Annotated in this window: 21 protein-coding genes and 1 pseudogene; 15 read left to right on the top strand and 7 right to left on the bottom strand. The window is 41.6% G+C overall.

From position 1 onward, the window contains the following. The first annotated feature begins 144 nt into the window (after nt 1-144). Both NOS7107_RS17450 and NOS7107_RS17455 read left to right on the top strand, forming a co-directional pair. Entirely contained in the window at nt 145-924 is a 780-nt protein-coding gene (locus tag NOS7107_RS17450; protein WP_015114273.1) for a thioesterase II family protein, read from the top strand. A 323-nt stretch (nt 925-1,247) separates the two neighbouring features. Then, nucleotides 1,248-2,573 (top strand): MFS transporter, encoded by a 1,326-nt coding sequence (locus NOS7107_RS17455; protein ID WP_015114274.1) that lies wholly within the window; start codon nt 1,248-1,250, stop codon nt 2,571-2,573. 15 nt (nt 2,574-2,588) lie between these two features. On the opposite strand, the gene NOS7107_RS17460 is transcribed toward NOS7107_RS17455, so the two are convergent. The 6 genes from NOS7107_RS17460 to NOS7107_RS17485 form a co-directional block, all read right to left on the bottom strand. After that, the gene (locus NOS7107_RS17460; protein ID WP_015114275.1) at nt 2,589-4,769 is read right to left on the bottom strand and encodes a GUN4 domain-containing protein; all 2,181 of its coding nucleotides are present in this window, start codon (nt 4,767-4,769) and stop codon (nt 2,589-2,591) included. An 80-nt stretch (nt 4,770-4,849) separates the two neighbouring features. Further along, complete coding sequence (locus NOS7107_RS17465) at nt 4,850-5,194, bottom strand: helix-turn-helix transcriptional regulator (RefSeq protein WP_015114276.1); 345 nt, start codon at nt 5,192-5,194, stop codon at nt 4,850-4,852. A gap of 31 nt (nt 5,195-5,225) precedes the next feature. Beyond that, nucleotides 5,226-6,098: a sulfite exporter TauE/SafE family protein gene (locus NOS7107_RS17470; protein WP_015114277.1), complete on the bottom strand. Its 873-nt coding sequence runs from the start codon at nt 6,096-6,098 to the stop codon at nt 5,226-5,228. After that, nucleotides 6,095-6,640: a rhodanese-like domain-containing protein gene (locus NOS7107_RS17475; RefSeq protein WP_015114278.1), complete on the bottom strand. Its 546-nt coding sequence runs from the start codon at nt 6,638-6,640 to the stop codon at nt 6,095-6,097. Before NOS7107_RS17475 ends, NOS7107_RS17470 begins: the two co-directional genes overlap by 4 nt. 53 nt (nt 6,641-6,693) lie before the next feature. Beyond that, nucleotides 6,694-7,386, bottom strand: coding sequence for an MBL fold metallo-hydrolase (locus NOS7107_RS17480; protein WP_015114279.1), 693 nt, complete (start codon nt 7,384-7,386; stop codon nt 6,694-6,696). Between the two features lie 147 nt (nt 7,387-7,533). Then, on the bottom strand, nt 7,534-8,019 hold the full coding sequence (locus NOS7107_RS17485) for a DUF4079 domain-containing protein (protein WP_044500100.1): 486 nt from the start codon (nt 8,017-8,019) through the stop codon (nt 7,534-7,536). Nucleotides 8,020-8,326: 307 nt separating this feature from the next. Here NOS7107_RS17485 and NOS7107_RS17490 point away from each other — a divergent pair, with 307 nt between their 5' ends. From NOS7107_RS17490 to NOS7107_RS17515, 6 genes are all read left to right on the top strand, one after another. Further along, nucleotides 8,327-8,539 (top strand): DUF2892 domain-containing protein, encoded by a 213-nt coding sequence (locus tag NOS7107_RS17490; protein WP_015114281.1) that lies wholly within the window; start codon nt 8,327-8,329, stop codon nt 8,537-8,539. Nucleotides 8,540-8,581: 42 nt separating this feature from the next. After that, nucleotides 8,582-9,118, top strand: coding sequence for a cytochrome b6-f complex iron-sulfur subunit (gene petC / locus NOS7107_RS17495; protein ID WP_015114282.1), 537 nt, complete (start codon nt 8,582-8,584; stop codon nt 9,116-9,118). Between the two features lie 12 nt (nt 9,119-9,130). Further along, nucleotides 9,131-9,808 carry a DsbA family protein gene (locus NOS7107_RS17500; RefSeq protein WP_015114283.1) on the top strand — a complete coding sequence of 226 codons (678 nt, stop codon included), beginning with the start codon at nt 9,131-9,133 and terminating at the stop codon, nt 9,806-9,808. A gap of 243 nt (nt 9,809-10,051) precedes the next feature. Beyond that, nucleotides 10,052-10,294 (top strand): thioredoxin family protein, encoded by a 243-nt coding sequence (locus NOS7107_RS17505; protein ID WP_015114284.1) that lies wholly within the window; start codon nt 10,052-10,054, stop codon nt 10,292-10,294. A gap of 12 nt (nt 10,295-10,306) precedes the next feature. Next, entirely contained in the window at nt 10,307-11,302 is a 996-nt protein-coding gene (locus NOS7107_RS17510; RefSeq protein WP_015114285.1) for a permease, read from the top strand. 27 nt (nt 11,303-11,329) lie between these two features. Next, the gene (locus NOS7107_RS17515; RefSeq protein ID WP_044500103.1) at nt 11,330-11,845 is read left to right on the top strand and encodes a rhodanese-like domain-containing protein; all 516 of its coding nucleotides are present in this window, start codon (nt 11,330-11,332) and stop codon (nt 11,843-11,845) included. A 197-nt stretch (nt 11,846-12,042) separates the two neighbouring features. On the opposite strand, the pseudogene NOS7107_RS27965 reads toward NOS7107_RS17515, so the two are convergent. Further along, nucleotides 12,043-13,103 (bottom strand): annotated as a pseudogene (locus NOS7107_RS27965) (IS630 family transposase). Nucleotides 13,104-13,692: 589 nt separating this feature from the next. Here NOS7107_RS27965 and NOS7107_RS17530 point away from each other — a divergent pair. The 7 genes from NOS7107_RS17530 to NOS7107_RS17560 all read left to right on the top strand — a co-directional run bounded on the left by NOS7107_RS17530 (nt 13,693) and on the right by NOS7107_RS17560 (nt 18,491). After that, nucleotides 13,693-14,118 (top strand): hypothetical protein, encoded by a 426-nt coding sequence (locus tag NOS7107_RS17530; protein ID WP_015114287.1) that lies wholly within the window; start codon nt 13,693-13,695, stop codon nt 14,116-14,118. 49 nt (nt 14,119-14,167) lie between these two features. After that, on the top strand, nt 14,168-14,707 hold the full coding sequence (locus NOS7107_RS17535; protein WP_015114288.1) for a general stress protein: 540 nt from the start codon (nt 14,168-14,170) through the stop codon (nt 14,705-14,707). Between the two features lie 176 nt (nt 14,708-14,883). Further along, nucleotides 14,884-15,210: a hypothetical protein gene (locus tag NOS7107_RS17540; protein WP_015114289.1), complete on the top strand. Its 327-nt coding sequence runs from the start codon at nt 14,884-14,886 to the stop codon at nt 15,208-15,210. Beyond that, complete coding sequence (locus NOS7107_RS17545; RefSeq protein ID WP_015114290.1) at nt 15,203-16,312, top strand: ferrochelatase; 1,110 nt, start codon at nt 15,203-15,205, stop codon at nt 16,310-16,312. The genes NOS7107_RS17540 and NOS7107_RS17545 overlap by 8 nt, the downstream gene beginning before the upstream one ends. Before the next feature lie 26 nt (nt 16,313-16,338). Beyond that, entirely contained in the window at nt 16,339-17,070 is a 732-nt protein-coding gene (locus NOS7107_RS17550; protein ID WP_015114291.1) for a ZIP family metal transporter, read from the top strand. 171 nt (nt 17,071-17,241) lie between these two features. Beyond that, nucleotides 17,242-18,183 (top strand): DnaJ C-terminal domain-containing protein, encoded by a 942-nt coding sequence (locus tag NOS7107_RS17555; RefSeq protein WP_015114292.1) that lies wholly within the window; start codon nt 17,242-17,244, stop codon nt 18,181-18,183. Further along, nucleotides 18,180-18,491 (top strand): chaperone modulator CbpM, encoded by a 312-nt coding sequence (locus tag NOS7107_RS17560; protein WP_015114293.1) that lies wholly within the window; start codon nt 18,180-18,182, stop codon nt 18,489-18,491. The genes NOS7107_RS17555 and NOS7107_RS17560 overlap by 4 nt, the downstream gene beginning before the upstream one ends. The last annotated feature ends 12 nt before the right edge of the window (nt 18,492-18,503 follow it).

Raw genomic sequence — 18,503 nt, forward strand, 5'->3', positions numbered from 1 at the left:
TTTCTTCAGAATAGCTGGACTTATGGATAACTTAGATTCATTAATAGCCAAATTAAATGCTCAAGGTTATCTGATGTTGTATTCAAATCCAGCGCTAACAAAGCATCAACAACCCTGCAAAAATTACTATTGAGGATGAGGATTATGAAGACTATGCAAACATTCAACTCTTACATTACTTGTCCTAAACCTAATTATCAGGCTAACTTACGATTATTTTGCTTGCCCTACGCAGGTGGTAGCTCTTTAATTTTTCGGACATGGTCTTCAAGCTTACCTCAGAATGTCGAAGTCTGCCCAATAGAAATTCCGGGACGTGGAAAGCAGATGAAATTACCTGCATTTACGCAAATGGAACCATTGGTGAAGGCGATCGCTCCCATGTTATTGCCATATTTAGATCAACCATTTGCTTTTTTCGGTCATAGCATGGGTGCATTGATCAGTTTTGCCCTGGCTTACCATCTGAGTGAAGAGTATGGTAAAAAACCATCTCATTTGTTTGTTTCTGCTAGTCGCGCTCCCCAAATCCCATTATCAAAACCACCGATCCACGCCCTACCAGAACATGAATTTCAAGAAAAGCTTCGTCGTCTAAATGGTACACCTGCTTCAGTATTAGAAAATGACGAATTAATGCAGCTATTGACCCCGATGTTACGGGCAGATTTTACACTTGCCGAAACGTATATTTACGCTCAACAGAACCAAGCAACACCACTGGAATGTCCAATTACTGCTTTTGGTGGATTAGAAGACCAGGAAGTAAGTATTCAGGAGTTAGAAGAGTGGCGATCGCTTTCCCAAAATTCATTCCAACTGCAAACATTTTCCGGCGACCACTTTTTTATACACTCATCCCAATCTATTTTACTAGAAAATTTAGCCAAACATTTAAAAGTATCTAACTTAAGTTCGTTATAAACAATCAGTTAAATGTAACTCATAGTAGACAAATTTATTTGTTTAACATTTAAGTAGATAAATCCAATATCTTTAGTTGTGAAATCCAACTTGTAAAAAACATAAAAATGACAAGTATATTAGGACTTACGCAAAACACCTCTCAAACTCTCATTTCTCCGTGACCTCTGCGTCTCTGTGGTTCGATTTTCCGTAGCCTGTGCGTAAGTCCTGTATATATTAACAAAAGGTCATTTTAAAAATAAATAAGTAACTTGATAAAACTTCCAAGTATCTATTAGAAAAACCATATTTTTTTATTTTCCATAACCCTAAGAATTTTAATGTCAGAACAACCAACTAACAACAGTCTGCGGAATTTTATCATTATTTGGGTAGGTCAACTAGTTTCTGGTATTGGTAGCCAAATGACCGGCATTGCTTTGGAGATATGGGCATGGCAAATTACAGGACAAGCTACGACTCTCGCGCTAGTAGCCTTTTTTGGCTTACTTCCCAGTATTATTATTACTCCAATTAGTGGTGTAATTGTAGACCGTTACAACCGGAAATTATTGATGATGTTGGGTGATACTGTTGCCGTCCTCGCAACAATTACTCTCCTATTTTTATATATCAACAATTCCTTACAAATTTGGCATCTTTATGTAGCGGCAGCTTTTGTAGGTACTTTTAGTCAAGTTCAATATCTGGCTTACTCCGCATCTGTATCATTAATGATACCCAAACAGCACTATACTAGCGCCAGCAGTCTTGAGTTTTTATCCAATCATAGTGCAATCATTATTGCACCAGCTTTAGCCGGATACTTTTATCAAGTAATCGGTTTATTTGGTATTTGGCTAATAGATATTTCTACTTTTGTTATCGCCATTTCTAGTATTCTATTTCTACCTATTCCCCAACCTGTCGAAATAGAAGAACAACATGAAGATTTTTGGCAAAATATGGGATATGGGTTACGCTACTTGAATGTTCACAAAAGTCTCCTCCTGCTATTAGTAATTAACTTATTATTTTTATTTGCCCACGACCTAGGAGGTTCACTTTATATACCCATGATTCTCGCACGCACAGGTGATGACACTGTAGTGCTGGGTAACTTAATCACAGCCGCAGGGTTTGGTGGTGTTTTAGGAGCATTAATTGTGAATAAATGGGGAGGTTTCAAAGACAAAATTAAGGGTATTTTACTCGGAATGATAGGTGTTGGTTTAACTAAAGTAGTATTTGGTTTAGGTCGAACCATGTGGGTATGGATTCCTCCACAATTTTTGTGTTCTTTAAGTTTTACCGTCAGTGGTAGCGCCGATAATGCAATCTGGTTAGCGAAAGTAGCTCCTCATGTGCAAGGACGGGTTTTTGCTGCACGCTCTTTGCTTTTACAATTAGCTTCAGCTGCTGGCGTTTTGATTGCTGGCCCCTTATCAGATCAAGTGTTTATCCCTGCATTTCGTCAGGGAGGTAGCATGGTAGGTATTTTGGGGGGAATATTCGGGACTGGGACTGCTGGAGGAATTGCGATGTTGTACGTAATTTGCTCGGTGTGTATGACTTTGGTAGGGATAGCGGGGTTTAGTTTGCCATTGCTCCGAAATTTGGAAAAGATTGTACCTGATCATGATGCAGTAGCAGTTACTACTAAGTAACCGTCAGATGTAATTTTATATTTTGGTAGTTTGACAAGCTTCTAGCCGTGAGAACAGCTTAACGGATAATTGCCACCAATTAGCTGTAGCGATCGCACTATGCCATTCCCAAACACCTAAGACTTTGACTCGCCAAACTGACTCAAAAAAGCCAAAAAACGGCAAATGTCCCATTGCAGCATCCTCAGACCAAGTTAGGTTGTCATAACTTATCCAAGCATCTTTTAACCGCCAGCCGACACGATTGGCAAAATCAATGCAAGTTTCGGCTGCTGCAACTTTCGTACTACCCAGCATCAAAGATAATACTGGATCAGATGCTATACCGGAAATACTTTGACAGATGCGATACTGGACACTAAAGCCGAAGCGCCCGTGACTGTATTTTACCCACAGGCGATCAATAGTCAGTACATCAGCACAAGCTAAATTTTCTAAACTCGGCAAATCAAGATGGCGTTGCTGTTCTCTCCCAGCTATTTTTAACATCAGATTTGTGGTTTCTGCATCCGCCTCCAACCATCTTCCGGCTTGCAATAAATCTCGCAATTGAGAGTAATCTATCCCTAAAGATGAACTTAAATCGTCTATATCTTCAGTAGGTTGATCAAATTTTTCATTAACCAACAAATTTTGTTCGGGAAAAACTTCAATAATGCCTTGGGAACCTGATAACCAAAAATATAAGTTAACTTCTGTAGATGCTAAATTTATTTGCAATTGTGTAATTAAACCAGCAGCCGTTAGCCCAGAATATTCACTAGATTTAATGAATATTTCTAACAAAGTAGCCGCAAATTTTTCACTATCATTCGGTGGCGCAGTACAGGCAATTAAACATTGCCCTGCATCTGTTCCTATTTGTAATTCTTCTACCCAATCACGGATATTACTTTCTAAAAAAGGACAATCTAAAATAATAATTTGTTGTGACTTACACAAACGTAATTGTTTTCTTAACCAAGAACGATTGATGACGGTATCATCAGCCAGAACTAATACCGACTCACCCTTGGCTGTTTCTTGAATTTGTCCGCGCAGATATAAAAATATAGTTGCTGTTTCTTTGATTTGATATTCTTTGGGTGATTCAGAAAAAGATTCAGAGAGTAAGCACTTTTGAATAGCTTTGCGGACATCTAAATTTGTACTATTGCCGCGCCCAGTCCAATAATTAATTTCAAAGTTGCCAGAGTTACTGAGTATTTTAATTAAAGCCGAAGCAGTTTTAATTTGAGCAACTCCGTCTACTATTAAACCTTGTCGTGGGTGAAGTGCTATTCCTTTTTGATTTGGTTTCAATCCTAAAATGACCTCCCCCACACCTTCAACAATTCGTTTTGGTGTTTGCAAAGTATATTCTGAATGAATTTGATTGTCTCCTCTACCTTTTTTTAGTTGATTAATTACCCGTAACTGTTGATTCGCTTTATCTATATATGCTAATGTTTGATGATAAACATATCGGTATAATCCATCTGCTTCAATAATACCTTGAGCATCTGCGGCTTCTCCTAATAATCCGCGAATTAAGTAGTAGGTGAAAACTCCGTGACCTAATTGGGGAAATTCCCAAGATTGCTGGCCGCGATCGCAAGACAATAAAGCATAAAATCCCTTTCTTTTTGCCGCCCTTTGACGCAGAATTTCTACTAATTCTTGTGTTGAATTTAGTAAAGCATTTTTATCTCCCTTTGCCCCGACAAAAGTTAAGTCACCACTATGACAAGCATCTAACCAAACTAACTGCTGTTGTGCGGCACAATTTTCTAATATCTGCAATAATTCTTGTAATTGCAACCCAGTATTAACTAAATCTTCTTGTTGAGTATCTTGCAGACATAAAACCACCTTTTGGCTAGATGGTTCTAACATTCCGTGACCAGAAAAATAAACGAGAACTGTATCTATTGCTTGAGTCGCAGCAGCAATTTCTTGAAGACTTTTGCGGACATTTTCTACTAAAGGTAAATGCTCACTATAATCACAATAAATTCGTAATTCCTTCTGGGGAAATCCCTCAGTTGCTGTACTTAAAGCTGCACCTAAACCCTGACAATCTTGTGCAGAATAACTTAAGCAAGGTATTCCTTCATCCTGATATTGATTGACTCCTACCAGTAGTAACCAAAGCTTGGCTGCACCAGTTTCGAGGTTATGTGTAGAGTTACTAGTCCGAACACCAACTGGACACATCTATGAAATATTCCTCAACAAGAAAGCTAAGTGCATTGTATCTAAAGAAACGGGTGAATCCTTCCTCCCAGTGTGTGATTTCAACGGCTACGAAAAGCTTCTAATTGTTTTAACTGTGCTGACTGCTGCTCTAGGCGAATTGAGAGGCGATCGCAAACTAGTTCGCAGATTTCAAAAATTAAAGGGTCGACAATTTCATAATAAATACTTACCCCTTGTGGTTGACGCTGAACAATTCCCGCTTGCGCCAAAATTTTTAAATGTTTGGATACATTCGCTTGTCCCAGTCCGGTAGCTTCAATAATTTCTGAGACGTTTTTGCTACCTGCTTTTAAACTGCACAAAACCTGGAGCCTGCTAGTTTCTGAAAGTACTTTAAAATAATCAGCAATTGGCCCAAGAGCAGCAGGTGAATTTTCTAACATAAATGATGGCTATATATCTTCTATTATATTACTATATAGTATCGATAGTAGAATTACTGCTACTAGGAACATATAGTTGACTACGAATATTCGGGTTATATTCTGATACTTTGCTTGCTTGAGGCGTATGGCGATTTTGGAATAGAACTAAAGTTGCAACTGCCAGTAAAAAATAGCCAAAACTTTTCTGAAGTCTATTTGCTGGAACAAATTCCGCCAAGTATGCACCAAAAATGGTGCCGAAACTAGCCGCCACAATAAAGGATAACATTAACTCCCAATTGAAAGAAATATGTCCCCAGTAGCTCAAAAAGCCTGCTATTGAATTAAAAACAATGATCAACAGTGATGTCCCGATCGCTTTTTTCATTGGTACTTTGCCCAACAGCACTAAAGCCGGAACGATCGCAAATCCACCACCAACACCAACTAAGCCTGTTAATATCCCAACACCCAATCCTTCGCTGATTAACCACAACCAGCAATATTTACAAACTGGCGGGGGATACAAAGCTAACTGATCATCTGCGGCTACTTTTTGCGAACTACGACGAATCATGAACACCGCAGCCACCAACATCATGACAGCAAACAGCATCATTTGCACAGTTTCGGTGACAACAGGTAACATCGCAATTTTTACCCCGACAAATGCCCCCAACATGGTTGCAGAACCGAAGATGAATGCTGTTTTAAACTGCACATTTTTAGCTCGCCAGTGAGGAATGATACCCAACAGACTTACAGTCCCGACGATCGCCAAAGTCATAGCGATCGCAGATTTTGGCGGTACACCCATAACGTAAACTAACACTGGCAGAGCCAATACCGAACCGCCACCACCAATCAAACCCAAACTCACCCCAATACAAACAGCTAGTAAATGCCCAATTATCCAGGTCATGTACTGCTCCGTTGATTATAAGGAAGTTTGGCTAGTAGCATTCCTAATGCACAAGTATCTGTAATTCCCGCAAACATTAATCCTGCTCCCACTAAGCCACTCAGAAGTAAGAACCAAGGAGAAACCAATGCTCCGAGTAATGTGCCTGTAAACACCAAAGAACCTGCGACAATTTGCACTTGCCGCATTAAACTAATTGGGGCTTGTTTGTTAATTGTGGTGGGATAACCTGCTGCTTTCCAAGCTGTCATACCGCCATCAAGATGAGTTACTGCTGTAAATCCGAAATCAAATAGTTTTTGCGCCGCCATTTTTGAGCGATTCCCCGAATTACAGTAGAGAATTACTTGGGTGTCTTGATTTTGAGGAACTTTGCTGGGATCAAATTTGGACAAAGAAATCAGTTTTGCTCCGAAAATATGTTGTCCGGTATATTCAGATGGCTCGCGCACATCTATCAAAGTGATAGTTTGTTGCTGGAGCAACTGTTTGAGCGTTGGAGCATCAACGGTTTGTAATTTGTGTGTATGAGAAGTTGTCATGACTATTTACCTGTGAAGAAGATTTTTAAACGCAGAGATGTTGTTTGATTTGATTACGCAGCAACATTACCGCAGCGTTGATTTGCAGGTACTGCTTCCATAATCTTTTTCGGGTTGGGTAAATTCAGGTTTGCCATGAGTTGGCGAAATTCTTCGCGGTTATGTCCCACAAACCGAGGATTCCACTGTTTTTCTTCGCCAATAGTAGAAACTGTATTACCTCGATAATCATGACCAGGATAAACTAAGGTTGCGTCAGGTAATGTGAACAACCTTTGGGTGACGGCATCATACATCATCCCGGCATTACCACTCTGGAAGTCAGTCCGTCCACAACCTCGAATAAATAATGAATCTCCAGTGAGTAGATGAGTACCGTTAACTAAATAGGCATTATGGCTATCAGTATGACCGAGAGTAGCGATCGCCTCTACTTTGACGCTCCCTAATTCTAATACTTCACCATCTTTCATAAATCTATCTGCACAGACAGCTTGGGCATTCTCTGGGACAATTCCCAAACAACCCGTTGCTTCCCGCAGTTTTGCTGTACCCGTAATATGATCTGCGTGGATATGGGTTTCTAAGCAGTATTTGAGAGTTAGTCCTAATTCTTGCAGTAATTGGCGATCGCGCTCCACCTGTTCTAACACCGGATCAACTAAAATCGCTGTTTTCGTGACTAAATCTGCAATCAAGTAAGTATATGTACTTGTTTCACTGTCAAATAGTTGTCGGAATAACATATTGCTTGTTCTCAACAATAATTTAGCTAATTCATAGTATAACCATATAGTAGTATAATAAAAATGTCCACTCGTTCGACAAAATATCTAATAACGATTGATATCGGCATCCGATATCAATCGTTGCTTCCGTAAGGTAAATACTACTTATGCTGCACCATTCTTCATCATTTGATTCACAATCTTTTGTACAATTTGCACCCCTGTCACAGCTTGCCAGCCAAATAATCCCAGCAGAATGAGGTTCAGCGAAATATGGATGCTACGAACCCAGTCATGCTTCTGCATAAAAGGAACCAACGCCGCAGAAGTAGAAATCAACCCCACCATCCCCAAACCAGCAAACAGATGAGGTCCAATCAAAATCTTGCCATTGTTGAGGTAGGTAACAGTGATTCCGCCAATCGCACCCATTACCATCAATGCCAGGAGGATAGAACCAATTTGGTGATGGCGGATGGCAAACCGACCCTTCACCAATTCTTTTTTGATATCTCCGTCAGCCAGCCTCGTCCGTCGGACTTGCACACCCAGGTACATCGCATAGAGCGCAACGACCAGCAATATCCACATAGTAATAGGGTGAAAAAAGCTGAGATAGGGCTTGAGAGCCGCTAAAGTTTCCGAACTCATCATAGGTATTTCCAAATTAGCTTTAGCTATGGAGAATTAATCACAAAAAAAGTATGACATCCTGTTGTTTGAAATTACGTTTGAATACTGGATAAACTGTATGAATTGTACTAGAAACATATAAGTCTTGATATTAAAAATTCCTAGTAGTTTAGGGGTTATAATTAAAGAGAAGATAAGAAAAAAATTGCAATCCCTTGAGAGTTGCTTCTCGCATAATTGCACCAAGGGTTTTCTAAGGGTTTCGCAGCCCATTCAAGATTTTCCCAAGGGTTTTGTAGCCCATTCAATATTGGAGATTACAGTTATGAAAACGAATGTTGGTTCGTTAGATCGCCTGATCCGTCTGTTGTTGGCTTCGGCGTTGTTTTATTTAGGACTTTTCCCTTACAGCAGTACAGGATTGGGTATTGGTCTTATCGTTGCAGGTAGCATATTGCTGGTGACAGCTTTAGTAGGATTTTGCGGTCTTTATAGCCTCCTGGGAATTCATACCAGCCATACCAACGAGCAACTTTAACTTTAAAGGGATTCACTCATCAACTTTATAAGGAGATCCATAATGGATACTAGTATTTCACTCGAAAGTCCATCCCTATCAAGACGGCAACTCCTCAACTTCCTTACCGGAGCAACCGTCGCTGTTACTGCTGGTGCTGCGCTCTATCCTGCTGCCAAATTCTTGATTGCTCCAGGCGAAAAAACGGGAGTGGGAGGTGCTATTCTTGCTAAAGATATTCTAGGGAAACAAATCCCCGCCTCGCAAATTCTGGCTGAACCGCCGGAAAGCCGCGCCCTGGTTGCAGGTTTGGCAGGAGAACCCACCTACCTGATTGTGAAAGAAGATCACACCCTAGATCATATTGGGCTTGTTGATAACTGCACTCACCTTGGTTGTACCTTCCCCTGGAATCCTTTGGATCAGCAGTTTCAATGTCCCTGTCATGGTTCCCGCTATGCCCCTGATGGGTCGGTGGTGCGTGGCCCGGCTCCTCTACCGCTCAAGATTGTCCAGGTTGCAGTAATCGATAACAGCATTTTGATCTCGCCGTGGACGGAAACTGATCCTCGCACTGGAAAGAAGCCCTGGTGGGTCTAAGGATGAAGTGATATGGAACCGATTCGTATTTTTTACTTTTCCGATGTTCTCTGCGTTTGGGCTTATATTGCCCAAATTCGTTTGGATGAGTTGAAAACAACCTTTGAAGACAAGATTGCCATCGCACAGCACTTTGTCCCCGTCTTTGGTGTTGCTCGTGAAAAACTGGAGAACCGATGGCGAGAAAAAGGGGGATTGCAAGGATACAGCAATCATGTCCAGGAGGTTGCGAAAAAGTTCGATCACATCACCGTTCATCCTGATATTTGGACTCAGGTTACACCACCTTCATCCACATCCTGTCATTTGTTTCTCCATGCGATTCAACTACTAGAAACGAAGGATTTAGTAGAGCGAAATCAACAGGTATTTGAAAAAGCAACCTGGGCATTTCGGGAGGCGTTTTTTACCCAATTGGCAGATGTTTCTAACCGCAAAGTGCAATTTGGCATTGCGGAGGAATTAAAACTGCCGATCGCAGCGATTGAAGCTCAAATCGATAGCGGTGAGGCTTATGCCCAGCTATCCCAGGATTTTGAATTAGTCAAAGAACATACAGTTACAGTCAGCCCCACCCTAATTTTTAATGAAGGACGGCAGAGACTCAACGGCAATGTGGGCTATCGGGTGATCGAAGCCAATATTCGGGAGTTACTGCACAATCCTCCCGGAGAACAATCCTGGTGTTAAGGATGTTGAGTGATCGCTATTTAGTTGACGATTGACGGGTAAAGTCGATGGAGCTTAACTCGTTCATTTTCAGTTATATTTTGTATCGTATTCAATCAATTCATTCAGGAAATCAAACAATCGCCTGTCAGTTGATAGGTAGTGGGAGTAATAGCGCTGCTGGGCTATATTTTGAGCAAAACAAAAGAGAGAATCTGGCAGTTAACTGAACTGAATTAAAAAATACAAAAAAGGAGTTATACCATGAATGCTATCAAGATTGAAATTTTGGGTACAGGCTGCAAAAAGTGCCAACAGTTAGAGGCAAATGCTAAAGAAGCTGTAACTAATCTCAATTTAACTGCTGAGGTTTTACATATTACCGACCCAATCGAAATTGCTAAACGAGGTGTGATGTCTACTCCCGCCATGATAATCAATGGCAAAGTTGTCAGCAAAGGTCAAGTAATCAGTGCCGAACAAATTCAGCCTTTATTGCAGCGTTAAAGAGGCAAAGTTATGTTCGATCCATTTTATCCATTTGATTGGTTGGCAAATCAGATTGTCACCCAATTGGGCTTGTCGATTTCATCGCATTTAGGATCGAGTCTGCATTTCTTTCTTTATGATGTGCCAAAAGTCTTAACATTACTGATTGTAATTAGCTTTATTGTTGGGACATTTCAAAGCTTTTTAGAACCAGAGCGCGTTCGTTCTTTGCTAGAAGGAAAGCGCACTTTTGCAGGAAATATTTTGGCGGCAATGGTAGGAATCGTCACACCATTCTGTTCTTGCTCTGCCGTTCCTTTGTTTATCGGCTTTTTGGAAGCAGGTGTACCTTTAGGCGTGACCTTTTCTTATCTGATGGCAGCGCCAATGGTAAATGAGGTTGCTGTTATCCTTCTTTGGGGATTGTTTGGGTTGAAGGTGACACTGATCTATATTGGCTTTGGCGTGGGTTTAGCGATCGCTTCTGGATACATCATCGGACTCCTGAAATTAGAAAAATGGGTGGAACCATTTGTTTGGGAACTGCAAAAATCTCGTCAAGCAACACCTCTAGAAGGGGAAGACAACCTAGAATCAGTGGCGTTAACTTGGGGACAAAGATTTGAGCAAGGAAGATTCCAATCCAGCGAAATTGTGCGATCGGTGTGGCTTTATGTGGTGGGTGGAATTGCGATCGGTGCAGGGATTCATGGTTATGTGCCGACAGATTTTATTACCCAATATGCAGGCGCGAATAATCCCTTTGCAGTGCCGATCGCAGTGATTTTGGGTGTTCCACTCTATGCGAATATTGCGGGTGTAATGCCAATTACTGAAGCTTTAGTAAATAAAGGAATGCCTATGGGTACAGTTTTAGCTTTCATAATGGCGGTAACAGCACTATCTCTTCCTGAAATGGTGATTCTCAAAAAAGTGCTGCGACCCCAATTATTAGCCGTATTTATCGGGTTAATGACCATTGGTATTATCAGCATCGGCTACATATTCAACGCCATAATTAATTGACTTCCTCTCTTACAATTGCGAAATTATATGATATTTAAGAAACCAATTCAGACCATATTGCTAGGATTTGCTATGTGTTTTTGCCTCTTGCTTGGTGTTGGACACAACCTAGCTCTAGCAGCAACTCCCACGCAGGCTGAATCAATCTCTCAAGCTAGGATGCAAACTCTATCTGAATCCCCCAATGTAGAATCGGGAGTTGATAGTTTTCTCACGTCGATTCCCGCAGGCTACTACACGATCGCCTCTGTCGAAGAGTTAAAAAGCCTGTTAAAAAAGTCTCAGCCCATGCTAATAGATGTGCGAGAAGCGGCTGAGTATCGTTCTGGGCATATACCTAACGCAATTAACATTCCCCTAAGAACCCTGTCGCAAAATCTGGATCAAATTCCGCGTGATCGCCCTGTGGTGCTGTACTGTTCCTCCGGCTATCGATCAGCAATGGGGGTAATGACACTGCACCTATTAGGTTATGAGAATGTGCAAGGTTTCCCACCTAGCTTTGCCGGCTGGAAAAACGCAAAAGAAGCGATCGCCTCCTGACTAAATCTACTATCTCCCTATAAAATTCTTAGATTGCCTACCTGCTTCACTTAGCAATGTACTCACCTACCACTAAAGTAAGTAGGTTTGTTGGCAATTTATTTGCTCTTAGTTTACTCAGTCCCTGATATTTTACTTTTTTATGTTTTATCCCTTTAGGTATTAGGGAGATGCTCATGGGTGATACTTATAAGTAGCTAGGCGCAATTAAATATAAAACGCTCAAGAGCATATCCATCCTTAAGGCTTCTGGCTTCAATGCCATCAATAATAGCCATCGCTAAATCATAATTATTATCAAACATCTGTCCAGCAATTTCATGAGTCTTCAATTGATGCCACTCCTCCTCAATTCGATTCATTTGAGAACAATAGGGTGGTAAGAAAAACAAGTATAGTCCTTGTTCTTGCCATTGTTGCCATCGTTGTTTTGCTTTGTTACTCCGATGCAAGGAGCCATTGTCTTGAACAACCACAGTGATTTGACCAGTTTCATCTAAAGTTTGTTGTGCTTTAGCTGCAACCAAATCCATCACTTCAATGTAACGCGGTGTTTTGAACCCACCTTGAACTAAGGCATACTCAAAACTGGTTTGAGGTTCCCATAAACCCAAAATGCTAATACGACCACCACGACTACCTACTTGTGGCATGAGTTTTTGGCTACCAATACGGCTGTAACTATAGCTGACAGGACTCCAACGACAACATCCAGATTCGTCAAGGTATTTCAGTTCAACATAACCATCTGCTGCCGCTTGCTTCAAGATATCTAGGTCTGCTTGTTTAAGTTCTCGTTTGTCTGGATCTTGTTTCCCTTTATGGCTATGACGCGTGCGTTTCCATCTCCAGCCTTTTTTTTGAGCAAACGTCGCAGACGGTCTGGACTGAGCTGTACATTTCTCTGTTGAGCCAACTTTTGTGATAACTGCAAACTGTTATAGGTACGGGGTTCTACCTCTAAACAATGCTCTAAGTATGCTAAGTCCGCTTCCAGCCATTTACGCTTTGCTCCTCGTCCTGCTCTTTCCCACAATCCCCCCAATCCCAAGCTCTGCCATCGCCGCAGTGTTGCTCTTACCGTATGTTCGTGACATTCAAAAATCTGGGCAATTGCTGGTACATTCCATCCTTGAGCATTTAATCGAATCATGTGGGCGCGATCTCGTGTGCGTTGAGGAACGGTTGTCGCTTCTCGCAACTGAGCCAGTGTCAAATCTTCTAAATCTGTTAATGTCACTCGTAATGGAGCAGGCATCTAGTCGCATCTGTTTTTGAACTCACTTTATCTTATATTTAATTGCAACCAGCTACTTACTTCGTAAAAGTAAAAGTGCTGGCAAGCGTATCAAAACTGTCTCTCTAATTTTATGATTTGGGAAAATAATCATAAAAAATGAAAGTATAAATACTCTTATACTATGGTAGATTGATGTTTGATTTCTAGGATTATTTGGTTGATTGAAAAAACCTCACCTTTTCATCTTAGGTATGAAAATAAATCAAGCGATCACCAGATAAAAATTCAACAATGTACTAGTTTTGCCAAGCATATTTTCTCAGATTTAGTTGCAGATTTTTTAAATTTTACCTTGTTGTACTAGTCCCATAAGCCTTTTCAAAATCAGCAAAGAGGGGCTTGTTCCCATAGAAAATACTTTTAAAAACGATTTAAATAATGTTTGAATTGTATAACTTATACTAAAACCTTCAAAAGGTAGAGGTTATATATTTAAAAGTTTGTAAATATTAAATGTGCTGCAAAACAAAATCAAGCATAGATTTAATCTTAAGCTTGACGCTAATAAAGCCAAAATTCATAATTTCAACACACTAGAGCAATTATCATGAGTACTGCAATTGATAACTTCACTAAAAATCTGCATGACAATTTAGAAGCAGTTGAAGAACGGGTAAAATCGCTGAAGGCAAGTATTCAATCTGCGCCGAAAAAAACTCAAGTTGAAATTGAATCTCAACTCGACGAAGCAAAAACAAAGCTAGATGCTAAAAAACACGAATTTGATGAGTATCGGGCAAAGCTAAAAACTCAGTTTGAGGAAAAAGAATCTGAAGTGAAGTCCCATGTCGAGGAATGGAAAACGAGCCGCAAAGTAAAGAAACTTGAACATCGGGCAGATAAAGCTGAAAACCATGCAGCTACAGCAACCTTTTTAGCGATCGCCACCCTTGAAGAAGCTGAAAAAGCCACCTTAGAAGCGATCGCCGCCAGACTAGATGCTGAAACTGCTGCGGTAACTACAAAAAAGTAAAACCAAGCTTGTCTGAGAACTATTTGACATATATACAGGAGCCAAACTCATGACATATACACATACCGTTGTTGCCCATTTCCCTTCCCATGCAGAAGCAGAAAGGGTTGTATTGGAGCTACAAAAATCAGGCTTCGATATGCAAAAGCTCTCGATCATTGGTAAAGACTATCAAACCACAGAAAATGTGCGGGGATTTCTCACCTGGAAAGATACAGCCAAAACTGGAGCTACTGGAGGTGCTTATTGGGGTAGCTTCGTCGGCGGTTTATTTGGCATTTTAGCAGGGGCTGGAGTAGTATTTATTCCCGGAGTCGCGCCTATCATCATTGCTGGCCCCATTGTGGGAGTATTGGCAGGTTGGTTGGAAGGAACCCTTGTTGGTGGCGCTAGTGCTGCTGCTGTCGGAGGACTAGCAGGTGCGTTATCTGGGTTAGGAATACCCAAGCACGAGATACTCAGGTACGAGACTAAAATCCAAGCAGGCGAGTTCATCATCCTGGTGACAGGTAATAAGGATGATGTTAGTCAAGCGAAGCAAATGCTAGGCAAAATCAGTCATGAAATCAGCTTGTCAGTCCCTGTTTAAGGCTTTGAACTATTAACCTGCCAACATTAGACATCTAGTGACAAACAATGTAGAGACTTAGCAGTGCTATGTCTCTACAAAGGTTATGGATAACGCATATTTAAATTCGGTGGATATTTATAAAGAGTCATTATGATTCGACAACTAACTAAAAGGCAAAACCAGGAAATTATTTGATGACAACCGCCAAAAATCATAGCCACTATTTTCAAAATATTAGCCATCTGCACAGCATACTTGCACCCATTATGTTGTTGCCTTTATTGCTAACAACAATTACAGGAACAGTTTATCAGATAGTTGATTTGGCAGGTAAAAAAGATGGTTTTCACTGGTTATTACATTGGCATAAGGGAGACTTTGGCGCACTTAATCTAGAAGTCATTTATCCCTTCCTGAATGCTCTTGGCTTGTTTGTGTTACTTTTTACGGGAATTTCTATGTGGCTTCATATACAGCATACTTCTAAAAAGCAATTTACTGAGGTTCAAACCAATGATTAGTCATGAATCTCAAGCAACGCAGCCCGTCGCAACCCACAACCACAATCGCGTTGCAGTTTTGCTTGCAGGGTATGGTGAAGTGCAATCTTACCGCGATCTGAGTCGTTACAATCAAGCTGCAAGTAAGTACATCGCGGCTCAGTTTGTGCCGATTCCAGAGTGGCTATATCCTACTGCTGGTTGGCTTCTGGCACTTCAAGATTTGTACAATTTTGGAGTCAAGCACCATCATTTCATGTCGCCCGAAAATGAGCTTTTTGAAAAACAACGTCTTGGTATCGAAGAACAGTTACAACAGCGATGGAGAAATCGGGTGCAGGTTTTCAAAGGCTTTTATTTCTGTCAACCTTTTGTGCAAGAAGTTGTAGCAGATATCATTGAGCAAGGCTTTGAGAATTTGCTGATTTATCCTTTACTGGTGGTTGATTCTGCATTCACTGGCAAAATAGCTGTAGAGCAAGTTAATGAAGTGATTGCTGCAACCACATCTGTGAATGAGCCTCAACATTCGAGCTTCAAGGCTGTTCGATATATTCCAGCCTTTGCGACTGAGCCTAGCTACATTGATTTGATGGTGCGTCGGATTAAAGAAACTCTGAATCAGCTATTCGCGGGTCGTTTCTTTGAGTCTCAGATTGGCATTATATTAACCGTTCACGGTGGCCCAGAAAAAGCGCAAGGACTGTTAACCGGGGTAATTGATGGACAAGCTCTTTACGATCGCGTCCAATCACAATTACAGCATCAATATCCCCTAGTCTCCATCGGTTGGGTAAATCATGATACGCCTTTCATCAAATGGTCACAGCCCAATCTCAAACAAGCGGCGAAAAGTTTGATTAAATCAGGGGCGCAAGTTATTCTGTTTCAACCACTCGGTTGGGTGACAGATAATTATGAAACCATTCTTGAAGTTGAGGATGCAATTCAACCTTTGCAGCGTCAGTATCCCAATGTGAATTACACAAGGCTCGGTTGTGTCAATGACGATCCTGATTTTCTGAAAATAGCCGCAGAATGGGCAAATCCTCATATTGAAGCTATGCTGTCAGTGCCGCAAAATCATGAGCATATTAAAACTAGAAGACTTGATTTTGACTGAAATGTTACGACTAGCGGAGCCTGACTATGCAGGAATTTCTCTTTGCTCTCACATTGTCAGCTTTGCCCGTTGTCAGTAACTTCATGGGAGCAATGATTGCTGAAGCCTTACCGACATCCAAACAAACATTAGGACTGGCATTGCACGCTGCTGCTGGCGTGCTACTGGCGATCGCATCTACTGAACTCATACCTAGAGTTTTGATCGCCAAACCCGTTTGGGCAACGATTCTAGCATTGTTCTTGGGTGGAGCTTTTTTTGTGTGGGTGAATCAACTTCTCAAGTTAAGCAAGAATCGACTCCGTGGTATCGATCTCAATACTGTGAGTTTGGCGATTTTTCTCAGCATTGCGATCGACTTATTTGGCGATGGATTAATGATTGGCACCAGTCTGACGATAGCGCCGCATTTAGGGGTGGTGCTGGCATCAGCAAGAGTTGTAGCGCACATTCCCGAAGGATTTGTGACCAATGCAGCATTTAAGAGTCAAAATTTGCCGCAAATAGAGCGATTTTTGTTACTTGCTGCATTTATTATCCCTGTTTGGCTGGGTACGACACTGGGCTATTGGGGATTGCGCGGACAAGCTGATCTTCCCAAGTTAGTGGTGCTGGCTTTTACAACAGGTACTTTAATCACGGCGATCGCAGAAGAAATTATTCCGGAAGCGCATCAAACTCAAGATACAAACTGGTCTATCTTGACATTTATCGGAAGTTTTGCACTTTCAATGTTGTTCTCATCATATCTTGAATAGCTAAAACTCTCTTTCCCCCTACCCCTTGCCATTTGTCGCCGCCTTCTCTGTATTCGGTGTTTATCACTGCGGAGATCGTCTTTGTTGGCGTAGTTATCGGTATAGTATTCCCCACGGATCGCTACTAAAGATGTACCAAGCGCAGAATAACCCGCAATCGAGAGGTCAGTGATGCCAACGACAACAGATTTTAAAGACTATTACGCAGTTCTGGGAGTGAGCAAAACCGCAACTCCTGAAGAAATCAAACGGGCCTACCGCAAACTTGCCCGAAAATATCATCCTGACCTCAATCCTGGAGATAAAGACGCAGAAGCGAAGTTCAAAGACCTGAACGAAGCGAATGAGGTACTCTCTGATCCAGAAAAGCGGCAGAAATACGATCGCTTTGGTCAGCATTGGAATCACCCTGGTTACACTGAAGCGCCACCACCTAGCGGAACTAATGTTGCAGGCGACTTCGATCAGTACGGCGATTTTGATTCGTTTATCAACGATCTGCTGGGTCGATCGCGGCGTAAAACCTCTACTGGTGGCTTTGATGATTTTAGTGGGGGATTTCGTTCTCAAGCTCCCGCACCGGATACTGAAGCTGCGATCGCCCTGACATTTTCCGAAGCGTTTCACGGTGTCCAAAAACGGCTGCAACTCGATGAGGAAACAATCAACGTCCGTATTCCCGCAGGCGCAAAGCCTGGAAGTAGAATTCGCATCAAAGGTAAAGGTCGTCCTAGTCCCTTCTCTCAACAGCGTGGCGATTTATATTTAACTATCGAAGTGTTACCCCATCCCTTCTTTCGATTTGAAGGCGATAACTTGGTTTGCGAAATTCCCATTCGCCCTGATGAAGCGGTTTTAGGCGCAGAAATTAGCGTACCAACCCCCGATGGTAGCGTAACGATGAAAATTCCCAAAGGAGTGCGATCGGGGCAATCGCTGAGACTGCGCGGCAAAGGCTGGACATTGCCAAAAGGGGGACGAGGTGATTTATTTGCCAAACTTCAGATTGTCACGCCGCAAGACCTGAGTGCGATTGAGGAAGAATACTACGAAAAAATCCAGGCAAATACTAGCTTTAACCCACGCGCCCAGTTAGAGGAGATTAAGTTATGACCTTCAGCCTTTCAAAAACCGTGGTTTCACCCGAAGGCGAAAAACTCTACACCTTTGAATATGCCGCATCAATAACTGAGACTTCGATTAGCGTTGTGCAGGTTTATGTTGAGTTAGGCGTAATCGAAGCGATTGGTGATTTGCTGCATTCCCGTGCGATCGCGCGAATTGCTCAGATTCAACGCTTGCGTCAAGATTTGGGGCTAAACGTAGTCGGCGCGGCAATGGTGCTAGATATGGCGACTGAAATTGCCCAATTACGGGCGCAGCTAAAGGTGTATCAGTCTCATCCCTCTCACTCATTATGAGCTATCTGAACC

It is taken from the genome of Nostoc sp. PCC 7107, assembly GCF_000316625.1.
In the GTDB taxonomy this organism is placed as follows: Bacteria; Cyanobacteriota; Cyanobacteriia; order Cyanobacteriales; family Nostocaceae; genus Nostoc_B.

Bases quoted from the DNA above. Each gene is read 5' to 3' on its own strand.
- NOS7107_RS17545 (WP_015114290.1), top strand. From the start codon at position 15,203: ATGATTAGTCATGAATCTCAAGCAACGCAGCCCGTCGCAACCCACAAC.
- NOS7107_RS17490 (WP_015114281.1), top strand. From the start codon at position 8,327: ATGAAAACGAATGTTGGTTCGTTAGATCGCCTGATCCGTCTGTTGTTG.
- petC (WP_015114282.1), top strand. From the start codon at position 8,582: ATGGATACTAGTATTTCACTCGAAAGTCCATCCCTATCAAGACGGCAA.
- NOS7107_RS17555 (WP_015114292.1), top strand. From the start codon at position 17,242: ATGCCAACGACAACAGATTTTAAAGACTATTACGCAGTTCTGGGAGTG.
- NOS7107_RS17465 (WP_015114276.1), bottom strand. From the start codon at position 5,194: ATGTTAGAAAATTCACCTGCTGCTCTTGGGCCAATTGCTGATTATTTT.
- NOS7107_RS17480 (WP_015114279.1), bottom strand. From the start codon at position 7,386: ATGTTATTCCGACAACTATTTGACAGTGAAACAAGTACATATACTTAC.
- NOS7107_RS17485 (WP_044500100.1), bottom strand. From the start codon at position 8,019: ATGAGTTCGGAAACTTTAGCGGCTCTCAAGCCCTATCTCAGCTTTTTT.
- NOS7107_RS17540 (WP_015114289.1), top strand. From the start codon at position 14,884: ATGACAACCGCCAAAAATCATAGCCACTATTTTCAAAATATTAGCCAT.
- NOS7107_RS17515 (WP_044500103.1), top strand. From the start codon at position 11,330: ATGATATTTAAGAAACCAATTCAGACCATATTGCTAGGATTTGCTATG.
- NOS7107_RS17470 (WP_015114277.1), bottom strand. From the start codon at position 6,098: ATGACCTGGATAATTGGGCATTTACTAGCTGTTTGTATTGGGGTGAGT.
- NOS7107_RS17450 (WP_015114273.1), top strand. From the start codon at position 145: ATGAAGACTATGCAAACATTCAACTCTTACATTACTTGTCCTAAACCT.
- NOS7107_RS17475 (WP_015114278.1), bottom strand. From the start codon at position 6,640: ATGACAACTTCTCATACACACAAATTACAAACCGTTGATGCTCCAACG.
- NOS7107_RS17500 (WP_015114283.1), top strand. From the start codon at position 9,131: ATGGAACCGATTCGTATTTTTTACTTTTCCGATGTTCTCTGCGTTTGG.
- NOS7107_RS17550 (WP_015114291.1), top strand. From the start codon at position 16,339: ATGCAGGAATTTCTCTTTGCTCTCACATTGTCAGCTTTGCCCGTTGTC.
- NOS7107_RS17510 (WP_015114285.1), top strand. From the start codon at position 10,307: ATGTTCGATCCATTTTATCCATTTGATTGGTTGGCAAATCAGATTGTC.
- NOS7107_RS17535 (WP_015114288.1), top strand. From the start codon at position 14,168: ATGACATATACACATACCGTTGTTGCCCATTTCCCTTCCCATGCAGAA.
- NOS7107_RS17505 (WP_015114284.1), top strand. From the start codon at position 10,052: ATGAATGCTATCAAGATTGAAATTTTGGGTACAGGCTGCAAAAAGTGC.
- NOS7107_RS17560 (WP_015114293.1), top strand. From the start codon at position 18,180: ATGACCTTCAGCCTTTCAAAAACCGTGGTTTCACCCGAAGGCGAAAAA.
- NOS7107_RS17460 (WP_015114275.1), bottom strand. From the start codon at position 4,769: ATGTGTCCAGTTGGTGTTCGGACTAGTAACTCTACACATAACCTCGAA.
- NOS7107_RS17455 (WP_015114274.1), top strand. From the start codon at position 1,248: ATGTCAGAACAACCAACTAACAACAGTCTGCGGAATTTTATCATTATT.
- NOS7107_RS17530 (WP_015114287.1), top strand. From the start codon at position 13,693: ATGAGTACTGCAATTGATAACTTCACTAAAAATCTGCATGACAATTTA.